Below are 15,480 nucleotides of genomic sequence, written 5' to 3'. Positions count from 1 at the left end.
GACATGAACGAGACCGCCAACAACGACGACATTGCCGCAATGAGCTTCGAGCAGGCGCTTGCTGCTTTGGAGCGGATCGTTGACGATCTCGAGCGCGGCGACGTGCCGCTCGACCAGTCGATCCGCATCTATGAGCGTGGCGAGGCGCTGAAGGCGCATTGCGAGAAGCTGCTGAAGGTCGCCGAGGACAAGGTCGAGAAGATCCGCCTGTCCCGCGAGGGCAAGCCCGTCGGCACGGAGCCGCTCGACGGCGAATAAAGCGGGGCGCGTTGACGCTCCCGCCTCATCGACTTACCCTTGGCGGCTGTTCGCCACGGAGGTCGCCATGACCACCACCGTCAACATGCATGATGCCAAGGCGCAGCTTGCAAAGCTGATCGAGGCCCTTGAAAACGGCGCCGAAAGCGAAATCGGGATCGCCCGCGACGGCAGGCCGGCAGTGAAGCTGGTGCCGGTCGGCGAGGCGGCGAAGCGGGAGCGAGAATTGGCGTTCCTTGCGGGCAAATACCCGCTGATCGATCTCGATCCCTCCCTGTTCATGGACGCGGATATTGCGTCCATGTTCCTCGGCGAGGGCAAGTGAGGTTTCTTCGCGGTCCTCATTTCGCCGCCCGGAAAAAATTCGTCCCGCTGCTGACGCGGCAGTAACCTGGAGGAGATGCGATGAGCTTCTTTCCCGGAAATGACCCGCAGCCTGGCGATGTGCTCGCCTGCGATGCCATCGAGACGCTGATCATCCCGAACGCGAAGGACCTCGCCGGTTTCGAGGTGCGCCGGGCGCTGCCGACGGCGCGACGCAAGCTCGTCGGTCCGTTCATCTTCTTCGACCGCATGGGCCCCGCTATCCTGCGGCCCGGGCGGATGATCGATGTGCGGCCGCATCCGCATATCGGCCTCTCCACCGTGACCTATCTTCTGGACGGCAAGATCCGCCACCGCGATTCGCTCGGCACCGAAATGGTGATCGAGCCGGGCGACGTGAACCTGATGACGGCGGGGCGCGGCATCGTCCATTCCGAACGCTCGCCGGAAGAACTGCGGGGCAATCCGATGTCGATGTCTGGCCTGCAGACCTGGCTGGCGCTGCCGGACGGGCAGGAAGAGATCGACCCGATGTTCCAGAACACGGGGCGCGGCGAGCTGCCGGAAATCGACGCCGAGGGCATCTCCGGCCGCGTCATCATCGGCTCGTTTCATGGCTGGAAGTCGCCGGTGCGCACGGCCTCCGAAACGCTCTATGTCGAGCTTCGCCTTGCGCCCGGCGCGCGGCTGCAAATCCCGGCCGATGCCGAGGAACGCGCCATCTACATCCTCGACGGCGAGGTCGACGTGCTCACCGACCGCTTCCCGGCAGACCGGCTGCTCGCCTTTCGCCCCGGCGACGAGATCGTCGTCTCGACGGAGCGCGGGGCGCATCTGATGTTGTTCGGCGGCGCCTCGCTCGGCTCGCAGCGCTACATCTGGTGGAACTTCGTCTCCTCCTCGAAGGAGCGCATCGAGCAGGCCAAGGAGGAATGGCGAACCGGGCGTTTCGACATCGTCCCAGGCGACGAACACGAATTCATCCCCTTGCCGCAGTACTGACTCAGGCCTTTGCACGGCAGCGCGCATTTACTTTCTTGGCCCGAAAGCCTATTTCCCCCTCAAACCAACAGGAACGGTCGAAAAAGCCCGTGTCGCCAGCCCCCAGCACGCCACTCCTCGATAAGGTCCGGATTCCGGCTGACCTTCGCGCCTTGCCCGAAACCGATCTCCCGCAGCTCGCCACCGAGTTGCGCACGGAGCTGATCGACGCGGTATCGCAGACCGGCGGGCATCTCGGCGCGGGGCTGGGCGTCGTCGAGCTGACGGTCGCGTTGCACTACGTCTTCAACACGCCGGACGACAAGGTGATCTGGGACGTCGGCCACCAGGCCTATCCGCACAAGATCATCACCGGCCGCCGCGATCGTATCCGCACGCTGCGCCAGGAAGGCGGCCTGTCGGGCTTCACCAAGCGCGACGAGAGCGAGTACGACCCGTTCGGCGCGGCGCATTCCTCGACCTCGATTTCGGCTGGCCTTGGCATGGCGGTCGGCCGCGACCTCAAGGGCGGCACCAACAATGTGATCGCCGTCATCGGCGATGGCGCGATGTCGGCCGGCATGGCGTATGAGGCGATGAACAATGCCGGCGCGCTCGATGCGCGGCTGATCGTCATCCTCAACGATAACGACATGTCGATCGCCCCGCCGAGCGGCGCGATGAGCCACTATCTGGCGCGCCTTGCCTCGGGCAAGACATACCAGGGCATCCGCGACTTCGGAAAGAAGCTGACTTCTTATCTCGGCAAGCGCATGGACCGCGCCGTCACGCGCGCCGTCGAGCACGCCCGCGGCTATGTGACCGGCGGCACGCTGTTCGAGGAGATGGGCTTCTTCCACATCGGCCCCATCGACGGCCACAATCTCGAGCATCTCGTTCCGGTGCTGCGCAACGTACGAGACCACATCACCGGTCCGGTGCTGATCCACGTCGTCACGCAGAAGGGCAAGGGCTACGCACCCGCCGAAGCTGCGGCGGACAAATACCACGGCGTCAACAAGTTCGACGTCATCAGCGGCGCGCAGGCCAAGGCGCCCGCCAATGCGCCGGCCTACACCAAGGTGTTCGCCGAAAGCCTGATCCAGGAAGCGAAGCTCGACGACCGCATCGTCGCGATTACGGCGGCCATGCCGAGCGGCACCGGCCTCGACCTGTTCGGCGAAGCATTTCCGACCCGCACCTTCGACGTCGGTATTGCCGAGCAGCATGCGGTAACCTTTGCGGCTGGCCTTGCGACGGAAGGGCTGAAGCCGTTCACCGCGATCTACTCGACCTTCCTGCAGCGCGCCTATGACCAGGTGGTTCACGACGTCGCGATCCAGAAGCTGCCGGTGCGCTTCCCGATCGACCGCGCCGGCTATGTCGGCGCTGATGGCCCGACCCACTGCGGCGCGTTCGACATCACGTACCTTGCCTCGCTGCCGAACTTCGTGGTGATGGCCGCTGCCGACGAGGCAGAGCTGCGCCATATGGTGCGCACCGCGGCCGACTATGACGAGGGTCCGATCTCGTTCCGCTATCCGCGCGGCAATGGCGTCGGCGTCGAGATGCCGGAACGTGGAAAATTCCTCGAGATCGGCAAGGGCCGCATCGTCAAGGAAGGCACCAAGATCGCGCTGTTGTCGCTCGGCACGCGCCTCGCCGACTGCCTTGCAGCAGCCGAGGAACTTGATGCGGCAGGCCTTTCGACCACAGTCGCGGACGCGCGCTTTGCCAAGCCGCTCGACGTTGACCTCCTGCGCCGTCTTGCGCGCGAACACGAGGTGCTGATCACCGTCGAGGAAGGTTCGATCGGCGGCTTCGGCAGCCACGTGCTGCACCAGCTGGCGCATGACGGCCTGCTCGACAACGGGCTCAAGGTGCGCCCGCTCGTTCTGCCGGACGAGTTCACCGACCACGGCAAGCCGGAGAAGATGTACGCCCGCGCAGGGCTTGATGCTGCCGGGATCGTCCGCACCGTCTTCACGGCGCTCGGCCGCTCGACCAGCGCGGCATCTGCCTGAGCGGCGGAGCGGGCGTGAGCTTGCCCACCTCCACCGAGAAGCTGCGGCTGGACGAACTGCTCGTCCGGCGCGGCTTTTTTGCCAGCCGCTCGCGGGCGAGGGACGCGGTGGCGCGCGGGGCGGTTTCGGTCGGCGGCAAGGTGGTCTCGAAGCCGGGACAGCCGACGCCGGAAGATGCAGACATCGTGGTTGATGACCCGGCGCGCGGCTATGTCTCGCGCGCGGCGCTGAAGCTGATTGCCGGGCTCGATGCGTTTGGCCCCGATCCGGCGGGGATGGTCGCCATCGACATCGGCGCCTCGACCGGCGGGTTCACGCAGGTGTTGCTTGAGCGCGGCGCTTCCCACGTCTACGCGGTCGACGTCGGTCATGGCCAGATCGATCCGGGGCTGGCAAGCGATCCGCGGGTGACAAACCTCGAGAAGCTGAACGCACGGGAGCTTTCCGCCCATCACATCGACGGTGCGGCGCCGAATTTCGTCGTCTCGGATGTGAGCTTCATTTCGCTGAAGCTGGCGCTGCCGCCTGCACTTGCACTTGCGACCCCGGGCGCACGCTGCGTGCTGCTGGTGAAGCCGCAGTTCGAGGCAGGCCGCGAGGCGATCGGCAAGGGCGGCATTTTGCGCGATCCGGCACTCGGGCCGAAGATCGCCGAAGATCTTTCCGCCTGGCTGGGCACCCAGCCCGGCTGGCGCAGCATTGGAACTGCTCCGTCCCCCATCGAAGGCGGCGACGGCAACATGGAATTCCTGCTTGGCGGGATAAAGGACAGATGAGCAGCATAGTCACGATCTCGCGCCTCGGCGCACAGGCCGACGGCATCGCCGAGACCGAAGGCGGGCAGGTCTTCGTGCCCTTCACGCTGCCCGGAGAGAAGGTGAACATCGCCGTCGGCGGCAAGCGCGCCGACATCGTCGCGCTGCTGGAGACCTCGCCGCAGCGTGTTGCCCCGCCATGCCGGCATTTCGGCGATTGCGGCGGCTGCGCGATCCAGCACCTCGAGCACGGCGCCTATCGCGATTGGAAGCGGCAGATCCTGGTCGATGCGCTGCGCGCCCGCGGCATCGAGACGGAAGTCGACTCGATGGTCGATTGTCCGCCGCATTCGCGCCGCCGCGCGGCACTCACCGCCCGCAAGACCGAAAAGGGCCTGCTCCTCGGCTTCAACGCCGCCCTGTCGCACCGCATCGTCGACATGGAAGAATGCCCGGTGATGCTGCCGTCGATCGTCGAAAAGCTCGACGTGCTGCGCCAGCTTGGGCTGCTCGTCGCGCAGACGAAGGATCCGTTCCGCTTCGGCGTGACGCAGACGGCCTCAGGCCTGGACGTCGCGGCGCAGGACAGCGGCAGGCTCGAAGGCCCGGCGCGGCAGGCGGCGATCGAGTTCTGCCTCGCCAACGGCATTGCGCGCCTGTCGGTCGATGGCGAGATCATCGTCGAGCCGAAGAAGCCGATGGTGATGGTCGATGACATCGCCGTCATTCCGCCCCCCGGCGCGTTTCTGCAGGCGGTCGAGAGCGCCGAGCAGGTGATGGCCGGGCTCGTGACCGAACACTTGAGGAAGGCCAAGCGCGTCGCCGACCTCTTTGCCGGCATTGGCACCTTCGCGCTGCGCCTTGCGCGTCAGAGCGAGGTGCATGCGGTGGAGGGCGACGCGCCGGCGCTCGCCGCGCTCGACCGCGCCTTCCGCTTCGGGACGGGCCTGAAGCGCGTGACGATCGAGAAGCGCGACCTGTTCCGCCGCCCGCTGACCTTCAAGGAACTTGATTTTGGTTTCGACGGCCTTGTTTTCGACCCGCCGCGCGCGGGCGCCGAGGATCAGGCGAAGCAGATCGCACGCTCGAATGTGCAGCGTGTGGCGGCGGTGTCGTGCAATCCAACGACGCTCGCGCGCGACCTGCGGATTCTCATCGACGGCGGCTATACGCTGAAGCGCGTGGTGCCGGTCGACCAGTTCCTCTGGTCGCCGCATCTGGAAACCGTCGCTCTGCTCGAGAAGCCGAAGAAGCGGAAGTAGGCGAGCGGGACGCTTGTCTCGCCCCCTCCGGCGCTTCGCGCCACCTCCCCCGCTTCGCAGGGGAGGATCCTCGTGCAGTGTCGGTCCGGCGTAGCACGCAACCGGAGATGCTCCGGCATGGACCCTCGGGTCAAGCCCGAGGGTGACGATGTGGGGATGTGGTCGGCCAGATGGGGTCGTCGCGCCCTCGGGATCGTCGCGCGCTCGGCCACCTACTCGTTCCAAAGCCCTGAACTCAAGGGTCTCGCCAAGGTGTTATGGTGCTGGATGAATGCAACCCGATCTCGCAGACACCACTTCTTAGCTAAGGCTTCGCCAATGCCTAGAAAACCGGGCGCAGGGTGCGGGTGACCTCAGCGACAGTCGTGGAAGTTTGAGCTCAACATCTCAATCTTCGTCACCCTCGGCTTGACCCGAGGGTCCATGCCTGAACGCTAAAAGCGGCAGAGCCGTCGCGGGTTATAAGGTCATCCCCGAGCGACGAGGTTGCATAGTTGAAGCATCGGCGGAACGGTTCAATGCGTCGACGCTCTAAACTCGTAAACCCTTAGGATTCTACGTCCCTATCCCCTTAGCACCTTCTCCACATACTCCGGCACGATGTCCGTCGCCTTGCCGTGGATGGTTTCGTGGAAGGCGGAGGCGTTTTCGGACGGTTCGAGGTTGAGCATCACGGTATGCGCGCCGTTGAGGCTGGCTTCCTCGACGAAGTCGGCGGCCGGATAGACCGCGCCGGAGGTGCCGATGGCGATGAAGAGGTCGGCCGTCGCCAGCGCCTGATAGATCTTGTCCATGTGGTAGGGCATCTCGCCGAACCAGACGATGTCCGGCCGCAGGCGCCCCGGCGACTCGCAGGACGGACAGCGAGAGTCGATCGTCATGTCGCCGAGCCACGGGCTGCGCGCGCCGCAGGAGCGGCACAGCGCCGAACGCAGCTGGCCGTGCATGTGGATGAGGTTCTTCGTGCCGGCAGTCTCGTGCAGGTCGTCGACGTTCTGGGTGATGATCGTCACCGATCCGGAAAATTCACGCTCGAGGCGGGCGAGCGCATAGTGCGCCTCGTTGGGTTTCACCTCATGCAACTGGCGCCGCCGCGCATTGTAGAAGTCGTAGACGCGGGCAGGGTGGCGGGCAAAGGCATCGGGCGTGGCATAATCGCGCCAGTCGAACTTCGACCAGATACCGTGGGCGTCGCGGAAGCTGGCGATCCCGGATTCCACCGAAATGCCCGCGCCGGTGAGGATGACGATCGAATTCACGGGTCTGCCTTGAACCGAACAGATGTTGAGCTCATATTGAGCACGTGAGTGCCAAAACGCGCAAGGATTTTGTCATGGCAGACGCTGTCCTCGACATTCAGGCTTCGAAGTTCGGCGAGAAGGGATCGCCGTTCCTGTCGCCGCGCCGTGTTGCAGAGCTTCTTGGCGTTACGATGACCGAGCTCGCCGGCCTGATCGGGGTGGCCCGCAACACCTTGGCGGCCAAGACAGGCGCGCGCAAGGTTGATGCCGCCCTGAGCCCGGTGGTGCGCGTGCTGGCCATGGCCTCCGAAATGGCGGGTGGCGAGGAACGCGCAGCGATCTGGTTCAAGCACCAGCCGATACCGGGCTGGGCCGGCAAGACGGCTTACGATCTGGTTCAGGAAGGCAAGGCGGACAAGGTGCTCGCCTATCTCGAGGCAGTGCGCTCCGGCGTCTATGCCTGAGAAGCAGGACGAACCGGTCGACCTCTGGCGTGCCTACGTGCCGCAATGGGCGCATGCTCCTCTGTCCGGAGACGGCGCGGCGCGGTTCGGCGGCAGGTGGAACCCGGTAGGTGCCCCCACCATCTACGCCGCGCGCGAACTGTCGACGGCCTGGGCCGAGTACAACCAGGGTTTCGTCCAGCATCCGGCGCTCATCGCCAGGCTGATCCTCACTGGAGCAAGGCTGGCGGATTTCACCAACGGTGATGTGCTGGCGTCATTCGGCGTGGATAAGACGATCCACGCCTGCGAATGGCGCTCCGATCTGGACGAGGGAAGGCGGCCGGCACCGCACCGGCTGCGCGAGGAGCTGCTGGAAAAGGGCTTCGACGGCGTGATCTATCCGTCGTTTATGTCGCCCGGCGGAACCTGCGTCGCGCTGTGGCGCTGGAATGGCGAGGAGGGGCCACGGCTCGAGGTGATCGACCCGGAAGGAAGGCTGCCAAAGACGCCTGCCTCCTGGCTCTGAGGCGGCCGCGTCAGGTGCGCGTGCCGCCGATCGTCATCGCGTTCATGCGCAGGTGCGGCTGGCCAACGCCAACCGGTACGCCCTGACCGGCCTTGCCGCACATGCCGATGCCATTGTCGAGCTTCATGTCATTGCCGATCATGGTGATGCGGTGCATCGCATCCGGTCCGTTGCCGATGAGCATCGCGCCCTTGATCGGCTGGGTCACCTTACCGTTTTCGATCATGTAGGCCTCGGTGCAGCCGAACACGAACTTGCCGCTGGTAATGTCCACCTGGCCGCCGCCGAACGAGACGGCGTAGATGCCGTTCTTGACCAAGGAGATGATCTCCTCCGGCGTGTGGGAGCCTGCGGTCATGTAGGTGTTGGTCATGCGCGGCATCGGCGAGTGCGCGTAGGATTCGCGGCGGCCATTGCCGGTCGGCTTCATGCCCATCAGCCGCGCGTTCTGGCGGTCCTGCATGTAGCCGACAAGCCTGCCGTCCTCGATGAGGACAGTGCGGTTGGTCGGCGTGCCTTCATCATCGATGGTGAGCGAGCCGCGGCGTTCGGTGATCGTGCCGTCATCGACAACCGTGACGCCCTTGGCCGCAACCTGCTGTCCCATCAGGCCGGCAAAGGCCGAGGTCTTCTTGCGATTGAAGTCGCCCTCGAGGCCGTGGCCGACTGCCTCGTGCAGCATGACCCCCGGCCAGCCGGACGACAGAACGATGTCAAAAGTGCCGGCGGGCGCGGGGACCGCCTTGAGATTGACGAGTGCCTGGCGCAGCGCTTCCTCGCAGGCATGCTGCCACGAGCCTTCGGCGAGAAACTCGCCGAAGCCCTTGCGGCCGCCCATGCCGTAGGAGCCGGTCTCCTGCCGATCACCTTCGCCGACAACGACCGAGACGTTGAAGCGAACCAGCGGGCGGATGTCGCGCGCAACGCGGCCATCGGCGCGCAGGATTTCGACGTGCTGCCAGGAGGCGGCCACCGAGGCCGTCACCTGCCGCACGCGCGGGTCCTTGTTGCGCAGGTAAGCGTCGACCTCCTGCAGGAGCTTCGCCTTGTCGGCAAAGCCTGGCTCGGCGATCGGGTTCTCTTCGCCGTAGAGTTTCACGTTGGTGCCCGACGGCGCTTCGGCGAGCGTGCCGGAATACCCGGCCTTCACGGCCGAGACGGCGGACGAGGCGCGAAGCAGTGCCGCCTGCGACAGCTCGCCCGCATGCGCGTAGCCCGCAGCTTCGCCGGCAACGGCGCGCAGGCCGAAACCCTGCTCGGTGTTGAAGTTGGCCGTCTTCAGGCGGCCGTTGTCGAAGACAAGCGCCTCGCCCTCGCGGTATTCGACGAAGAGCTCGCCGTCGTCCGCGCCGGCGACCGTCTCCGCCACGATGCGGCGCAACGTCTCTTCGGACACATCGAACTGTTCGAGAAGTCTGGCTGTCACCGCATCGCTCCGAAATCTGAATGGCGTTGGCGAGTCATATAGTCGCCCGCAAGGCAAGTTGCACCTTGCGATTGGCCGTCAGAGCGTTTCGGCGGCGTTAAGCCCGATCAGGGGAGAGCGGCAAAACCCGCGGAAAAACCTTCGAGGTCGACCGGGATGCCGACGCCTTCCTCAGGCGTCTGGAAGACGATGAAGGTGGCCGACTTGCCGGACTTGAGAGTGCCGAGCAGCGGCTCCTCCAGAATCACCTCGGCGTAGCAGCCGTCCTGGAAGCAGCGGACGAAGTAGGCGCGGCCGATGTCCTTGCCGTCGACATTGAGGCCGAGGCCGTTGGGCAGAAGCACGCCGAGCGGCGCGAGCACGCGGAGAATCTCGGCGCTCTTGTCGGCAGTGCGCAGCACGACGACCGAGAGGCCCACTTCCGGGCGATCCTCGGCGACGACGTTCTGCATCAATGCGCACTGTTCGCTGGTGGCACCGCCGGGGGTGTCGCAGATGATCGACCAGCTGCCGTGAGTCGAGCGGACGACGCCTTGCTGCTGCTTCTGCTGGGCTGCGGCCGGCAATGCCAGCAGTGCCGCGCAGGCGGCTGCGGCAGAGATCTGCACGAACTTACGAAGCGACATCCAACCAATCCCGACTTTGCGAATCACGCCAATTTAGCGTGCCCGCGCCTGTGCGCAACAAGCCTGCACGCCATGCGCGACGAATGGTCTCCAATTTGGTATGAGTTGAGCGAAATCAAGGCGGGACTGAAAAACTTCGCCCTGCGCGCGCAAAAATGCCGCACATATCCACCGACGCCTTCCTTGCGGTAGATATGAGAGTGTGTTTGAAGTCACGATGATCGCCGCGCGCCTTACACGAGGAGCGAGCTGGCGCCTTAAGATTTCGTCGAGAGGATCGACTGGGAGATGAAGAGGGTGACTAAGAGAATCATTGCGGGACTGGGCGCATTGTCGCCGGTCCTGGCGGCGACGGCTGCATTTGCAGGCCAGCCGACTGCGTGGCAGCTGAACTTCCAGGAACCTGCAACGCGAATCATGGAAGAGATTATCTGGTTTGAACGCTACACGCTGGCGTTCATCGTGCCGGTGACTCTCCTGGTTCTGGCGTTGCTGCTGTGGTGCCTGATTCGTTACCGCGAGAGCGTCAACAAGACGCCGTCGCGCACCAGCCACAATACTCTGATCGAGGTGATCTGGACGGTCGGCCCGGTCATTGCCCTCATTTTCATTGCTGTTCCCTCGTTCCAGTTGCTCACCGCGCAGTACACGCCGGAAGAGGAGCCTGGCCTCACGGTCAAGGCGACCGGCGTCCAGTGGTACTGGGACTATGAGTACCAGGACGAAGAGCCTCTCACCTTCTCGTCGTTCCGCCTCGTGGACGAAGATCGCGAGGCAACGGGCAAGCAGGACACTGCGCGCTACCCGCGTCTGCTGGCCGTCGACAATGACCTTGTCGTTCCGGTCAACACGACCGTTCGCGTCCTCGTGACCGGCGGCGATGTGATTCACGCCTTCGCGGTTCCGTCTTTCGGCATCAAGGTCGACGCCGTGCCGGGCCGTATCAACGAAACCTGGTTCAAGGCAGAGCGCGAGGGCATTTTCTACGGCCAGTGCTCGGAGCTGTGTGGCAAGGATCATGCCTTCATGCCGATCGCGGTCCGCGTCGTGAGCCAGGAGCAGTACGACATCTGGCGCGCCGCTGCGCAGAACGATCTTGGCGAAGCGAACAAAGCGCTGCTGGCCGCAGTTGATGGCAAGCAGCTCAACGTCGCCAACGCAGGCAACTGAGTTGGCGCAGAATAATAAGATACGGAGCGGGAATATGGCAGGCGCTGCGGCCCATGGAGCCCACGACGACCACAAGCCGACTGGCTGGACGCGTTGGGTCTATTCTACAAACCACAAGGACATCGGGACGCTCTATCTGATCTTCGCGATCTTTTCGGGTCTCCTCGGTTTCTTCCTTTCCGTGATGATGCGCTGGGAGCTGGCTGAGCCCGGCATCCAGATCTTCCACGGCCTTGCCTCGATGGTCTACGGCCTCGAGGGTGATGCCGCGATCGATGGCGGCAAGGAGATGTTCAACGTCTTCACCACCTATCACGCCCTGATCATGATCTTCTTCATGGTCATGCCGGCGCTGATCGGCGGCTTCGCCAACTGGATGATCCCGATCATGATCGGTGCTCCGGACATGGCGTTCCCGCGTCTGAACAACATCTCGTTCTGGCTGCTGCCGCCCGCGCTGCTGCTGCTGATCATCTCGTTCTTCATGCCGGGTTCGGCTGGTAGTTATGGTGCCGGTACTGGCTGGACGATGTATCCGCCGCTGTCGACGATGGGCTCGCCTGGGCCGGCTGGTGACTTCGCGATCTTCTCGCTGCACGTTGCTGGTGTCTCGTCGATCCTCGGCGCCATCAACTTCATCACCACGATCTTCAACATGCGTGCGCCGGGCATGACCCTGCACAAGATGCCGCTGTTTGCCTGGTCTGTGCTGGTGACGGCATTCCTGCTGCTGCTGACGCTGCCAGTTCTCGCTGGTGCGATCACCATGCTGCTGACCGACCGCAACTTCGGCACTGCCTTCTTCACGCCGGAATTCGGCGGTGACCCGATCCTGTACCAGCACCTGTTCTGGTTCTTCGGTCACCCGGAGGTGTACATCCTGATCCTGCCGGGCTTCGGCATCGTCAGCCACATCGTCTCGACCTTCTCGCGCAAGCCGATTTTCGGCTACCTGGGCATGGCCTACGCCATGGTCGCGATCGGGGTCGTCGGCTTCGTCGTGTGGGCGCACCACATGTACACCACCGGCATTTCGCTCAATGCACAGCGCTACTTCGTGTTCGCCACGATGGTGATCGCCATCCCGACGGGCATCAAGGTGTTCTCGTGGATCGCGACCATGTGGGGCGGCTCGCTCTCCATGCGCGCTCCGATGCTGTGGTCGATCGGCTTCATCTTCCTGTTCACGGTTGGTGGCATGACCGGCGTTCAGCTCGCGAATGCAGGCCTCGACCGCTCGCTGCATGACACCTACTATGTGGTTGCGCACTTCCACTACGTGCTGTCGCTGGGCGCCGTGTTCGCGATCTTCGCTGCCTGGTACTACTGGTTCCCGAAGATGTTCGGCTACATGTACTCGCCGCTGATCGCGCGCACCCACTTCTGGGTCACCTTCATCGGCGTAAACCTGATCTTCTTCCCGCAGCACTTCCTGGGTCTGGCCGGCATGCCGCGCCGCTACATCGACTACCCGGATGCATACGCTGGCTGGAACATGATCTCGTCTTGGGGTTCGTACATCGCAGGTATCGGCGTCCTGATCTTCCTCTACGGCGTGTTCGAGGCCTTCTCGAAGAAGCGCGAGGCTGGCGCCAATCCGTGGGGTGAGGGTGCAACGACCCTCGAGTGGCAGCTTTCGTCGCCGCCGCCGTACCACCAGTGGGAGCAGCTGCCGAAGATCAAGTGATCGCCGGTAACTGACCAAAAGAATCCGGATCGCCGGCTCCGGCCGGCGATCCAACCAGAATAAGAAATAACAAGTGGAACACGTGAGTAATGTCCCTCGTGGAAAAGCAAAGTTTCGATGACGTCGCGCTTCGTGTGTCAGAGGCACACGCGAGCGATTACATCGCGCTTCTGAAGCCACGGGTGATGTCGCTCGTCGTCTTCACGGCATTCGTCGGACTCGTCACTGCGCAGGCCCCGATCAATCCGTTCATCGCCTGCTTCGCCATCATTGCTATCGCAGTCGGTGCGGGTGCGTCCGGCGCACTCAATATGTGGTACGACGCCGACATCGACGCCGTCATGTCGCGCACCCACAAGCGGCCGGTGCCGGCGGGGCGCGTGCTGCCGGGCGAAGCACTTGTCTTCGGCCTGGTGCTTTCCGGTTTCTCCGTGCTTGCGCTCGGTCTGATCGCCAACTGGCTGGCCGCCGGGCTGCTCGCCTTCACGATCTTCTTCTACGCTGTGATCTACACGATGTGGCTGAAGCGCTGGACGCCTCAGAACATCGTCATCGGTGGCGCCGCGGGCGCGTTCCCGCCCATGGTGGGCTGGGCAGCTGCGACCGGCGACATCAGCCTCTACAGCGTTCTCCAGTTCATGATCATTTTCCTGTGGACCCCGCCGCATTTCTGGGCGCTCGCGCTGTTCAAGTCGGGAGACTATGAGCGCGCCGGCGTTCCGATGATGCCCAATGTGGCAGGCGAGGCGTCCACTAAGCGGCAGATCTTCGCCTACGCCGTCCTGGTTGCCATCACTGGCGTCTTGCCCACGTTGGCGGGCTATGCCGGCTATTCCTACGGTATCCTGGCTGCGGCTCTCGGTGCCGGCTTTGTCTGGTACTCCTGGAAGGTCCTGCTGATGCCGGAGAGCGACCGCGGCATGAAGCCCGCCAAGGCGCTGTTCGGGTATTCGCTGCTGTATCTCTTTGCCATCTTCACGGCGCTGCTTGCCGACAGCATCCTCGCAGATTTCGGAGTTGCATGGTGACTGCCGTGGGTAATGACCGCATCGAGTTGACCGACAAGCAGAAGAAGGCGCGCCGCAACCGTTCGGTCGCGCTGGGCGTGGCGCTCGCCGCCTTCGTCGTGGTGGTCTACATCGTCACCATCGTGAAGATGGGTCCGAACGTCTTCAGTCGGCCTTTTTAGGAAGATCGGGATGAGCGACGCACAGCCACCTGTCAGCGACAACGTCCAGCGGTCCAACCGCCGGCTGGCCCTCGTCTGTGTCGGGTTCTTTGCCGGCATGATCGGCATGGCCTACGCGGCAGTCCCGCTCTACGACATGTTCTGCCGCGTGACCGGTTATGGTGGCACGACGCAGCGCACCAACCAGTATTCGGATGTCATTCTCGACAAGGAGATCAAAGTCCGCTTCGACGCCAACGTGTCGGGCGGGCTTGGCTGGGAGTTCACGCCGAAGCAGCGCGAAGTGACGCTAAGGATTGGCGAGACTGTCCAGGTAGCCTACGAGGCCACGAACATTACGTCTAAGCCGCTCGCAGGGCGCGCCACCTTCAACGTATCGCCGCCGCTGTCCGGCGCCTACTTCATGAAGATGGAATGCTTCTGTTTCACGGACACGACACTGCAGCCGGGAGAGACTATGGAGATGCCGGTTGTGTTCTACGTTGACCCGGAAATAGTCAACGTCAAGGAACTGAAGAACCTTACCACATTGACGCTGTCCTATACCTTCTTCCCGATAAACGGGGAGAAGTCGGAGGTTTCATCGGCAGCGTCGATCAAGAGCAAAACTGACGCCGATACCAGTTTCGGGGGATGACATGGCAGAAGCACACGCAAAACAACACGACTATCACATCATCGACCCCAGTCCCTGGCCGTTCCTGGCGGGCGTATCCGTCTTCACCATGGCGGTGGGCGGCGTCTCGTGGATGCAGTACCTGAAGGGTAACGTCGATTACACCTTCCTCGGTATCCCGCTTGCGACGCCGTGGCTGTTCTTCGTTGGTCTCGCCGGTGTGCTCTATGTGATGTACGCTTGGTGGGCTGACACCATCCGCGAGGCACACGAAGGGCACCACACCCGCGTGGTCTCCCTGCACCTTCGCTACGGCATGATCATGTTCATCGCGTCCGAAGTGATGTTCTTCGTGGCGTGGTTCTGGGCTTTCTTCGACGCGAGCCTCTTCCCGAATGAGGCAGCGCAGGTTGCCCGTATGGACTACACGGGCGGCCAGTGGCCGCCGAAGGGTCTGGAGATCATCGACGCCTTCCACCTGCCGCTCTACAACACCATCATCCTGCTGCTGTCCGGCACGACGCTGACCTGGGCGCACCATGCGCTGCTCGAGAACGACCGCCGCGGTCTGGTCTGGGGCCTGGTCATCACGGTTCTGCTCGGCATCCTGTTCACCGGCGTCCAGGCTTACGAGTACATGGTTGCCCCGTTCGACTTCACCAACTCGATCTACGGCGCGACCTTCTTCATGGCGACCGGCTTCCACGGCTTCCACGTGATTGTCGGTACCCTCTTCCTGCTCGTCTGCCTGCTGCGCGCCATGGCCGGCCACTTCACGCCGAAGCAGCACTTCGGCCTCGAGGCAGCCGCCTGGTACTGGCACTTCGTTGACGTGGTGTGGCTGTTCCTCTTTGCCGCGATCTACGTCTGGGGTTCGTGGGGCGCACCGATCGCGCATCACTGATCCCGCGGTGATCTGACAATGAAAGGCGGTCGCGTGGCGCGGCCG

General features: G+C 63.7%; 17 protein-coding genes. 14 read left to right on the top strand and 3 right to left on the bottom strand.

The genetic code is table 11. The features are described from left to right. The first annotated feature begins 3 nt into the window (after positions 1-3). The 6 genes from L610_RS06245 to L610_RS06220 all read left to right on the top strand — a co-directional run bounded on the left by L610_RS06245 (position 4) and on the right by L610_RS06220 (position 5,604). The gene (locus L610_RS06245) at positions 4-258 is read left to right on the top strand and encodes an exodeoxyribonuclease VII small subunit (protein WP_024848202.1); all 255 of its coding nucleotides are present in this window, start codon (positions 4-6) and stop codon (positions 256-258) included. A gap of 67 nt (positions 259-325) precedes the next feature. Beyond that, positions 326-583 (top strand): type II toxin-antitoxin system Phd/YefM family antitoxin, encoded by a 258-nt coding sequence (locus L610_RS06240; RefSeq protein ID WP_024848203.1) that lies wholly within the window; start codon positions 326-328, stop codon positions 581-583. An 80-nt stretch (positions 584-663) separates the two neighbouring features. Further along, complete coding sequence (locus L610_RS06235) at positions 664-1,584, top strand: pirin family protein (protein WP_144703507.1); 921 nt, start codon at positions 664-666, stop codon at positions 1,582-1,584. 89 nt (positions 1,585-1,673) lie between these two features. Continuing rightward, the gene (gene dxs / locus L610_RS06230) at positions 1,674-3,587 is read left to right on the top strand and encodes a 1-deoxy-D-xylulose-5-phosphate synthase (RefSeq protein ID WP_024848205.1); all 1,914 of its coding nucleotides are present in this window, start codon (positions 1,674-1,676) and stop codon (positions 3,585-3,587) included. Between the two features lie 14 nt (positions 3,588-3,601). Then, the gene (locus tag L610_RS06225) at positions 3,602-4,363 is read left to right on the top strand and encodes a TlyA family RNA methyltransferase (protein WP_186441364.1); all 762 of its coding nucleotides are present in this window, start codon (positions 3,602-3,604) and stop codon (positions 4,361-4,363) included. Further along, positions 4,360-5,604, top strand: coding sequence for a class I SAM-dependent RNA methyltransferase (locus tag L610_RS06220; protein ID WP_024848207.1), 1,245 nt, complete (start codon positions 4,360-4,362; stop codon positions 5,602-5,604). The genes L610_RS06225 and L610_RS06220 overlap by 4 nt, the downstream gene beginning before the upstream one ends. A gap of 563 nt (positions 5,605-6,167) precedes the next feature. Here the strand turns inward: L610_RS06220 and L610_RS06215 are convergent. Then, a complete protein-coding gene (locus tag L610_RS06215; protein WP_246658940.1) occupies positions 6,168-6,863 on the bottom strand; it encodes an NAD-dependent deacylase in 696 nt (231 codons plus the stop codon). Between the two features lie 74 nt (positions 6,864-6,937). On the opposite strand from L610_RS06215, the gene L610_RS06210 reads away from it, so the two are divergent. Together L610_RS06210 and L610_RS06205 are read left to right on the top strand one after the other, a co-directional pair. Beyond that, entirely contained in the window at positions 6,938-7,309 is a 372-nt protein-coding gene (locus tag L610_RS06210) for an MbcA/ParS/Xre antitoxin family protein (RefSeq protein WP_024848209.1), read from the top strand. Continuing rightward, complete coding sequence (locus L610_RS06205; RefSeq protein WP_144703501.1) at positions 7,302-7,817, top strand: RES family NAD+ phosphorylase; 516 nt, start codon at positions 7,302-7,304, stop codon at positions 7,815-7,817. The genes L610_RS06210 and L610_RS06205 overlap by 8 nt, the downstream gene beginning before the upstream one ends. Before the next feature lie 10 nt (positions 7,818-7,827). Here L610_RS06205 and tldD read toward each other — a convergent pair whose 3' ends face one another. Both tldD and L610_RS06195 read right to left on the bottom strand, forming a co-directional pair. Further along, positions 7,828-9,243, bottom strand: coding sequence for a metalloprotease TldD (tldD, locus tag L610_RS06200; RefSeq protein ID WP_144703498.1), 1,416 nt, complete (start codon positions 9,241-9,243; stop codon positions 7,828-7,830). 107 nt (positions 9,244-9,350) lie between these two features. Further along, positions 9,351-9,869, bottom strand: a complete 519-nt coding sequence (locus tag L610_RS06195; RefSeq protein ID WP_024848212.1) for an invasion associated locus B family protein — start codon at positions 9,867-9,869, stop codon at positions 9,351-9,353. Between the two features lie 288 nt (positions 9,870-10,157). Here L610_RS06195 and coxB point away from each other — a divergent pair, with 288 nt between their 5' ends. From coxB to L610_RS06170, 6 genes are all read left to right on the top strand, one after another. Further along, positions 10,158-11,039: a cytochrome c oxidase subunit II gene (gene coxB / locus L610_RS06190; RefSeq protein WP_144703495.1), complete on the top strand. Its 882-nt coding sequence runs from the start codon at positions 10,158-10,160 to the stop codon at positions 11,037-11,039. A 34-nt stretch (positions 11,040-11,073) separates the two neighbouring features. Next, positions 11,074-12,726: a cytochrome c oxidase subunit I gene (ctaD, locus tag L610_RS06185; protein WP_024848214.1), complete on the top strand. Its 1,653-nt coding sequence runs from the start codon at positions 11,074-11,076 to the stop codon at positions 12,724-12,726. Positions 12,727-12,815: 89 nt separating this feature from the next. Then, the gene (locus L610_RS06180; protein WP_024848215.1) at positions 12,816-13,754 is read left to right on the top strand and encodes a heme o synthase; all 939 of its coding nucleotides are present in this window, start codon (positions 12,816-12,818) and stop codon (positions 13,752-13,754) included. Continuing rightward, a complete protein-coding gene (locus tag L610_RS20175) occupies positions 13,748-13,915 on the top strand; it encodes a hypothetical protein (protein ID WP_034329937.1) in 168 nt (55 codons plus the stop codon). Before L610_RS06180 ends, L610_RS20175 begins: the two co-directional genes overlap by 7 nt. 10 nt (positions 13,916-13,925) lie before the next feature. Continuing rightward, entirely contained in the window at positions 13,926-14,552 is a 627-nt protein-coding gene (locus L610_RS06175) for a cytochrome c oxidase assembly protein (protein ID WP_024848216.1), read from the top strand. A gap of 1 nt (position 14,553) precedes the next feature. Beyond that, the gene (locus L610_RS06170; protein ID WP_144703492.1) at positions 14,554-15,435 is read left to right on the top strand and encodes a cytochrome c oxidase subunit 3; all 882 of its coding nucleotides are present in this window, start codon (positions 14,554-14,556) and stop codon (positions 15,433-15,435) included. Positions 15,436-15,480: the final 45 nt, after the last annotated feature.

Source organism: Aminobacter sp. J44, from assembly GCF_007829415.1.
Classification (GTDB): Bacteria; Pseudomonadota; Alphaproteobacteria; order Rhizobiales; family Rhizobiaceae; genus Aerobium.
The sequence above is the reverse complement of the archived record's forward strand: the minus strand, read 5'-3'. Positions and strand labels throughout refer to the sequence as shown.

Coding starts and splice junctions, on each gene's coding strand:
- L610_RS06205 (WP_144703501.1), top strand. CDS start 7,302: ATGCCTGAGAAGCAGGACGAACCGGTCGACCTCTGGCGTGCCTACGTG.
- L610_RS06175 (WP_024848216.1), top strand. CDS start 13,926: ATGAGCGACGCACAGCCACCTGTCAGCGACAACGTCCAGCGGTCCAAC.
- L610_RS06245 (WP_024848202.1), top strand. CDS start 4: ATGAACGAGACCGCCAACAACGACGACATTGCCGCAATGAGCTTCGAG.
- L610_RS06220 (WP_024848207.1), top strand. CDS start 4,360: ATGAGCAGCATAGTCACGATCTCGCGCCTCGGCGCACAGGCCGACGGC.
- coxB (WP_144703495.1), top strand. CDS start 10,158: ATGAAGAGGGTGACTAAGAGAATCATTGCGGGACTGGGCGCATTGTCG.
- L610_RS06240 (WP_024848203.1), top strand. CDS start 326: ATGACCACCACCGTCAACATGCATGATGCCAAGGCGCAGCTTGCAAAG.
- L610_RS06195 (WP_024848212.1), bottom strand. CDS start 9,869: ATGTCGCTTCGTAAGTTCGTGCAGATCTCTGCCGCAGCCGCCTGCGCG.
- ctaD (WP_024848214.1), top strand. CDS start 11,074: ATGGCAGGCGCTGCGGCCCATGGAGCCCACGACGACCACAAGCCGACT.
- L610_RS06210 (WP_024848209.1), top strand. CDS start 6,938: ATGGCAGACGCTGTCCTCGACATTCAGGCTTCGAAGTTCGGCGAGAAG.
- L610_RS20175 (WP_034329937.1), top strand. CDS start 13,748: ATGGTGACTGCCGTGGGTAATGACCGCATCGAGTTGACCGACAAGCAG.
- L610_RS06235 (WP_144703507.1), top strand. CDS start 664: ATGAGCTTCTTTCCCGGAAATGACCCGCAGCCTGGCGATGTGCTCGCC.
- L610_RS06170 (WP_144703492.1), top strand. CDS start 14,554: ATGGCAGAAGCACACGCAAAACAACACGACTATCACATCATCGACCCC.
- L610_RS06180 (WP_024848215.1), top strand. CDS start 12,816: ATGTCCCTCGTGGAAAAGCAAAGTTTCGATGACGTCGCGCTTCGTGTG.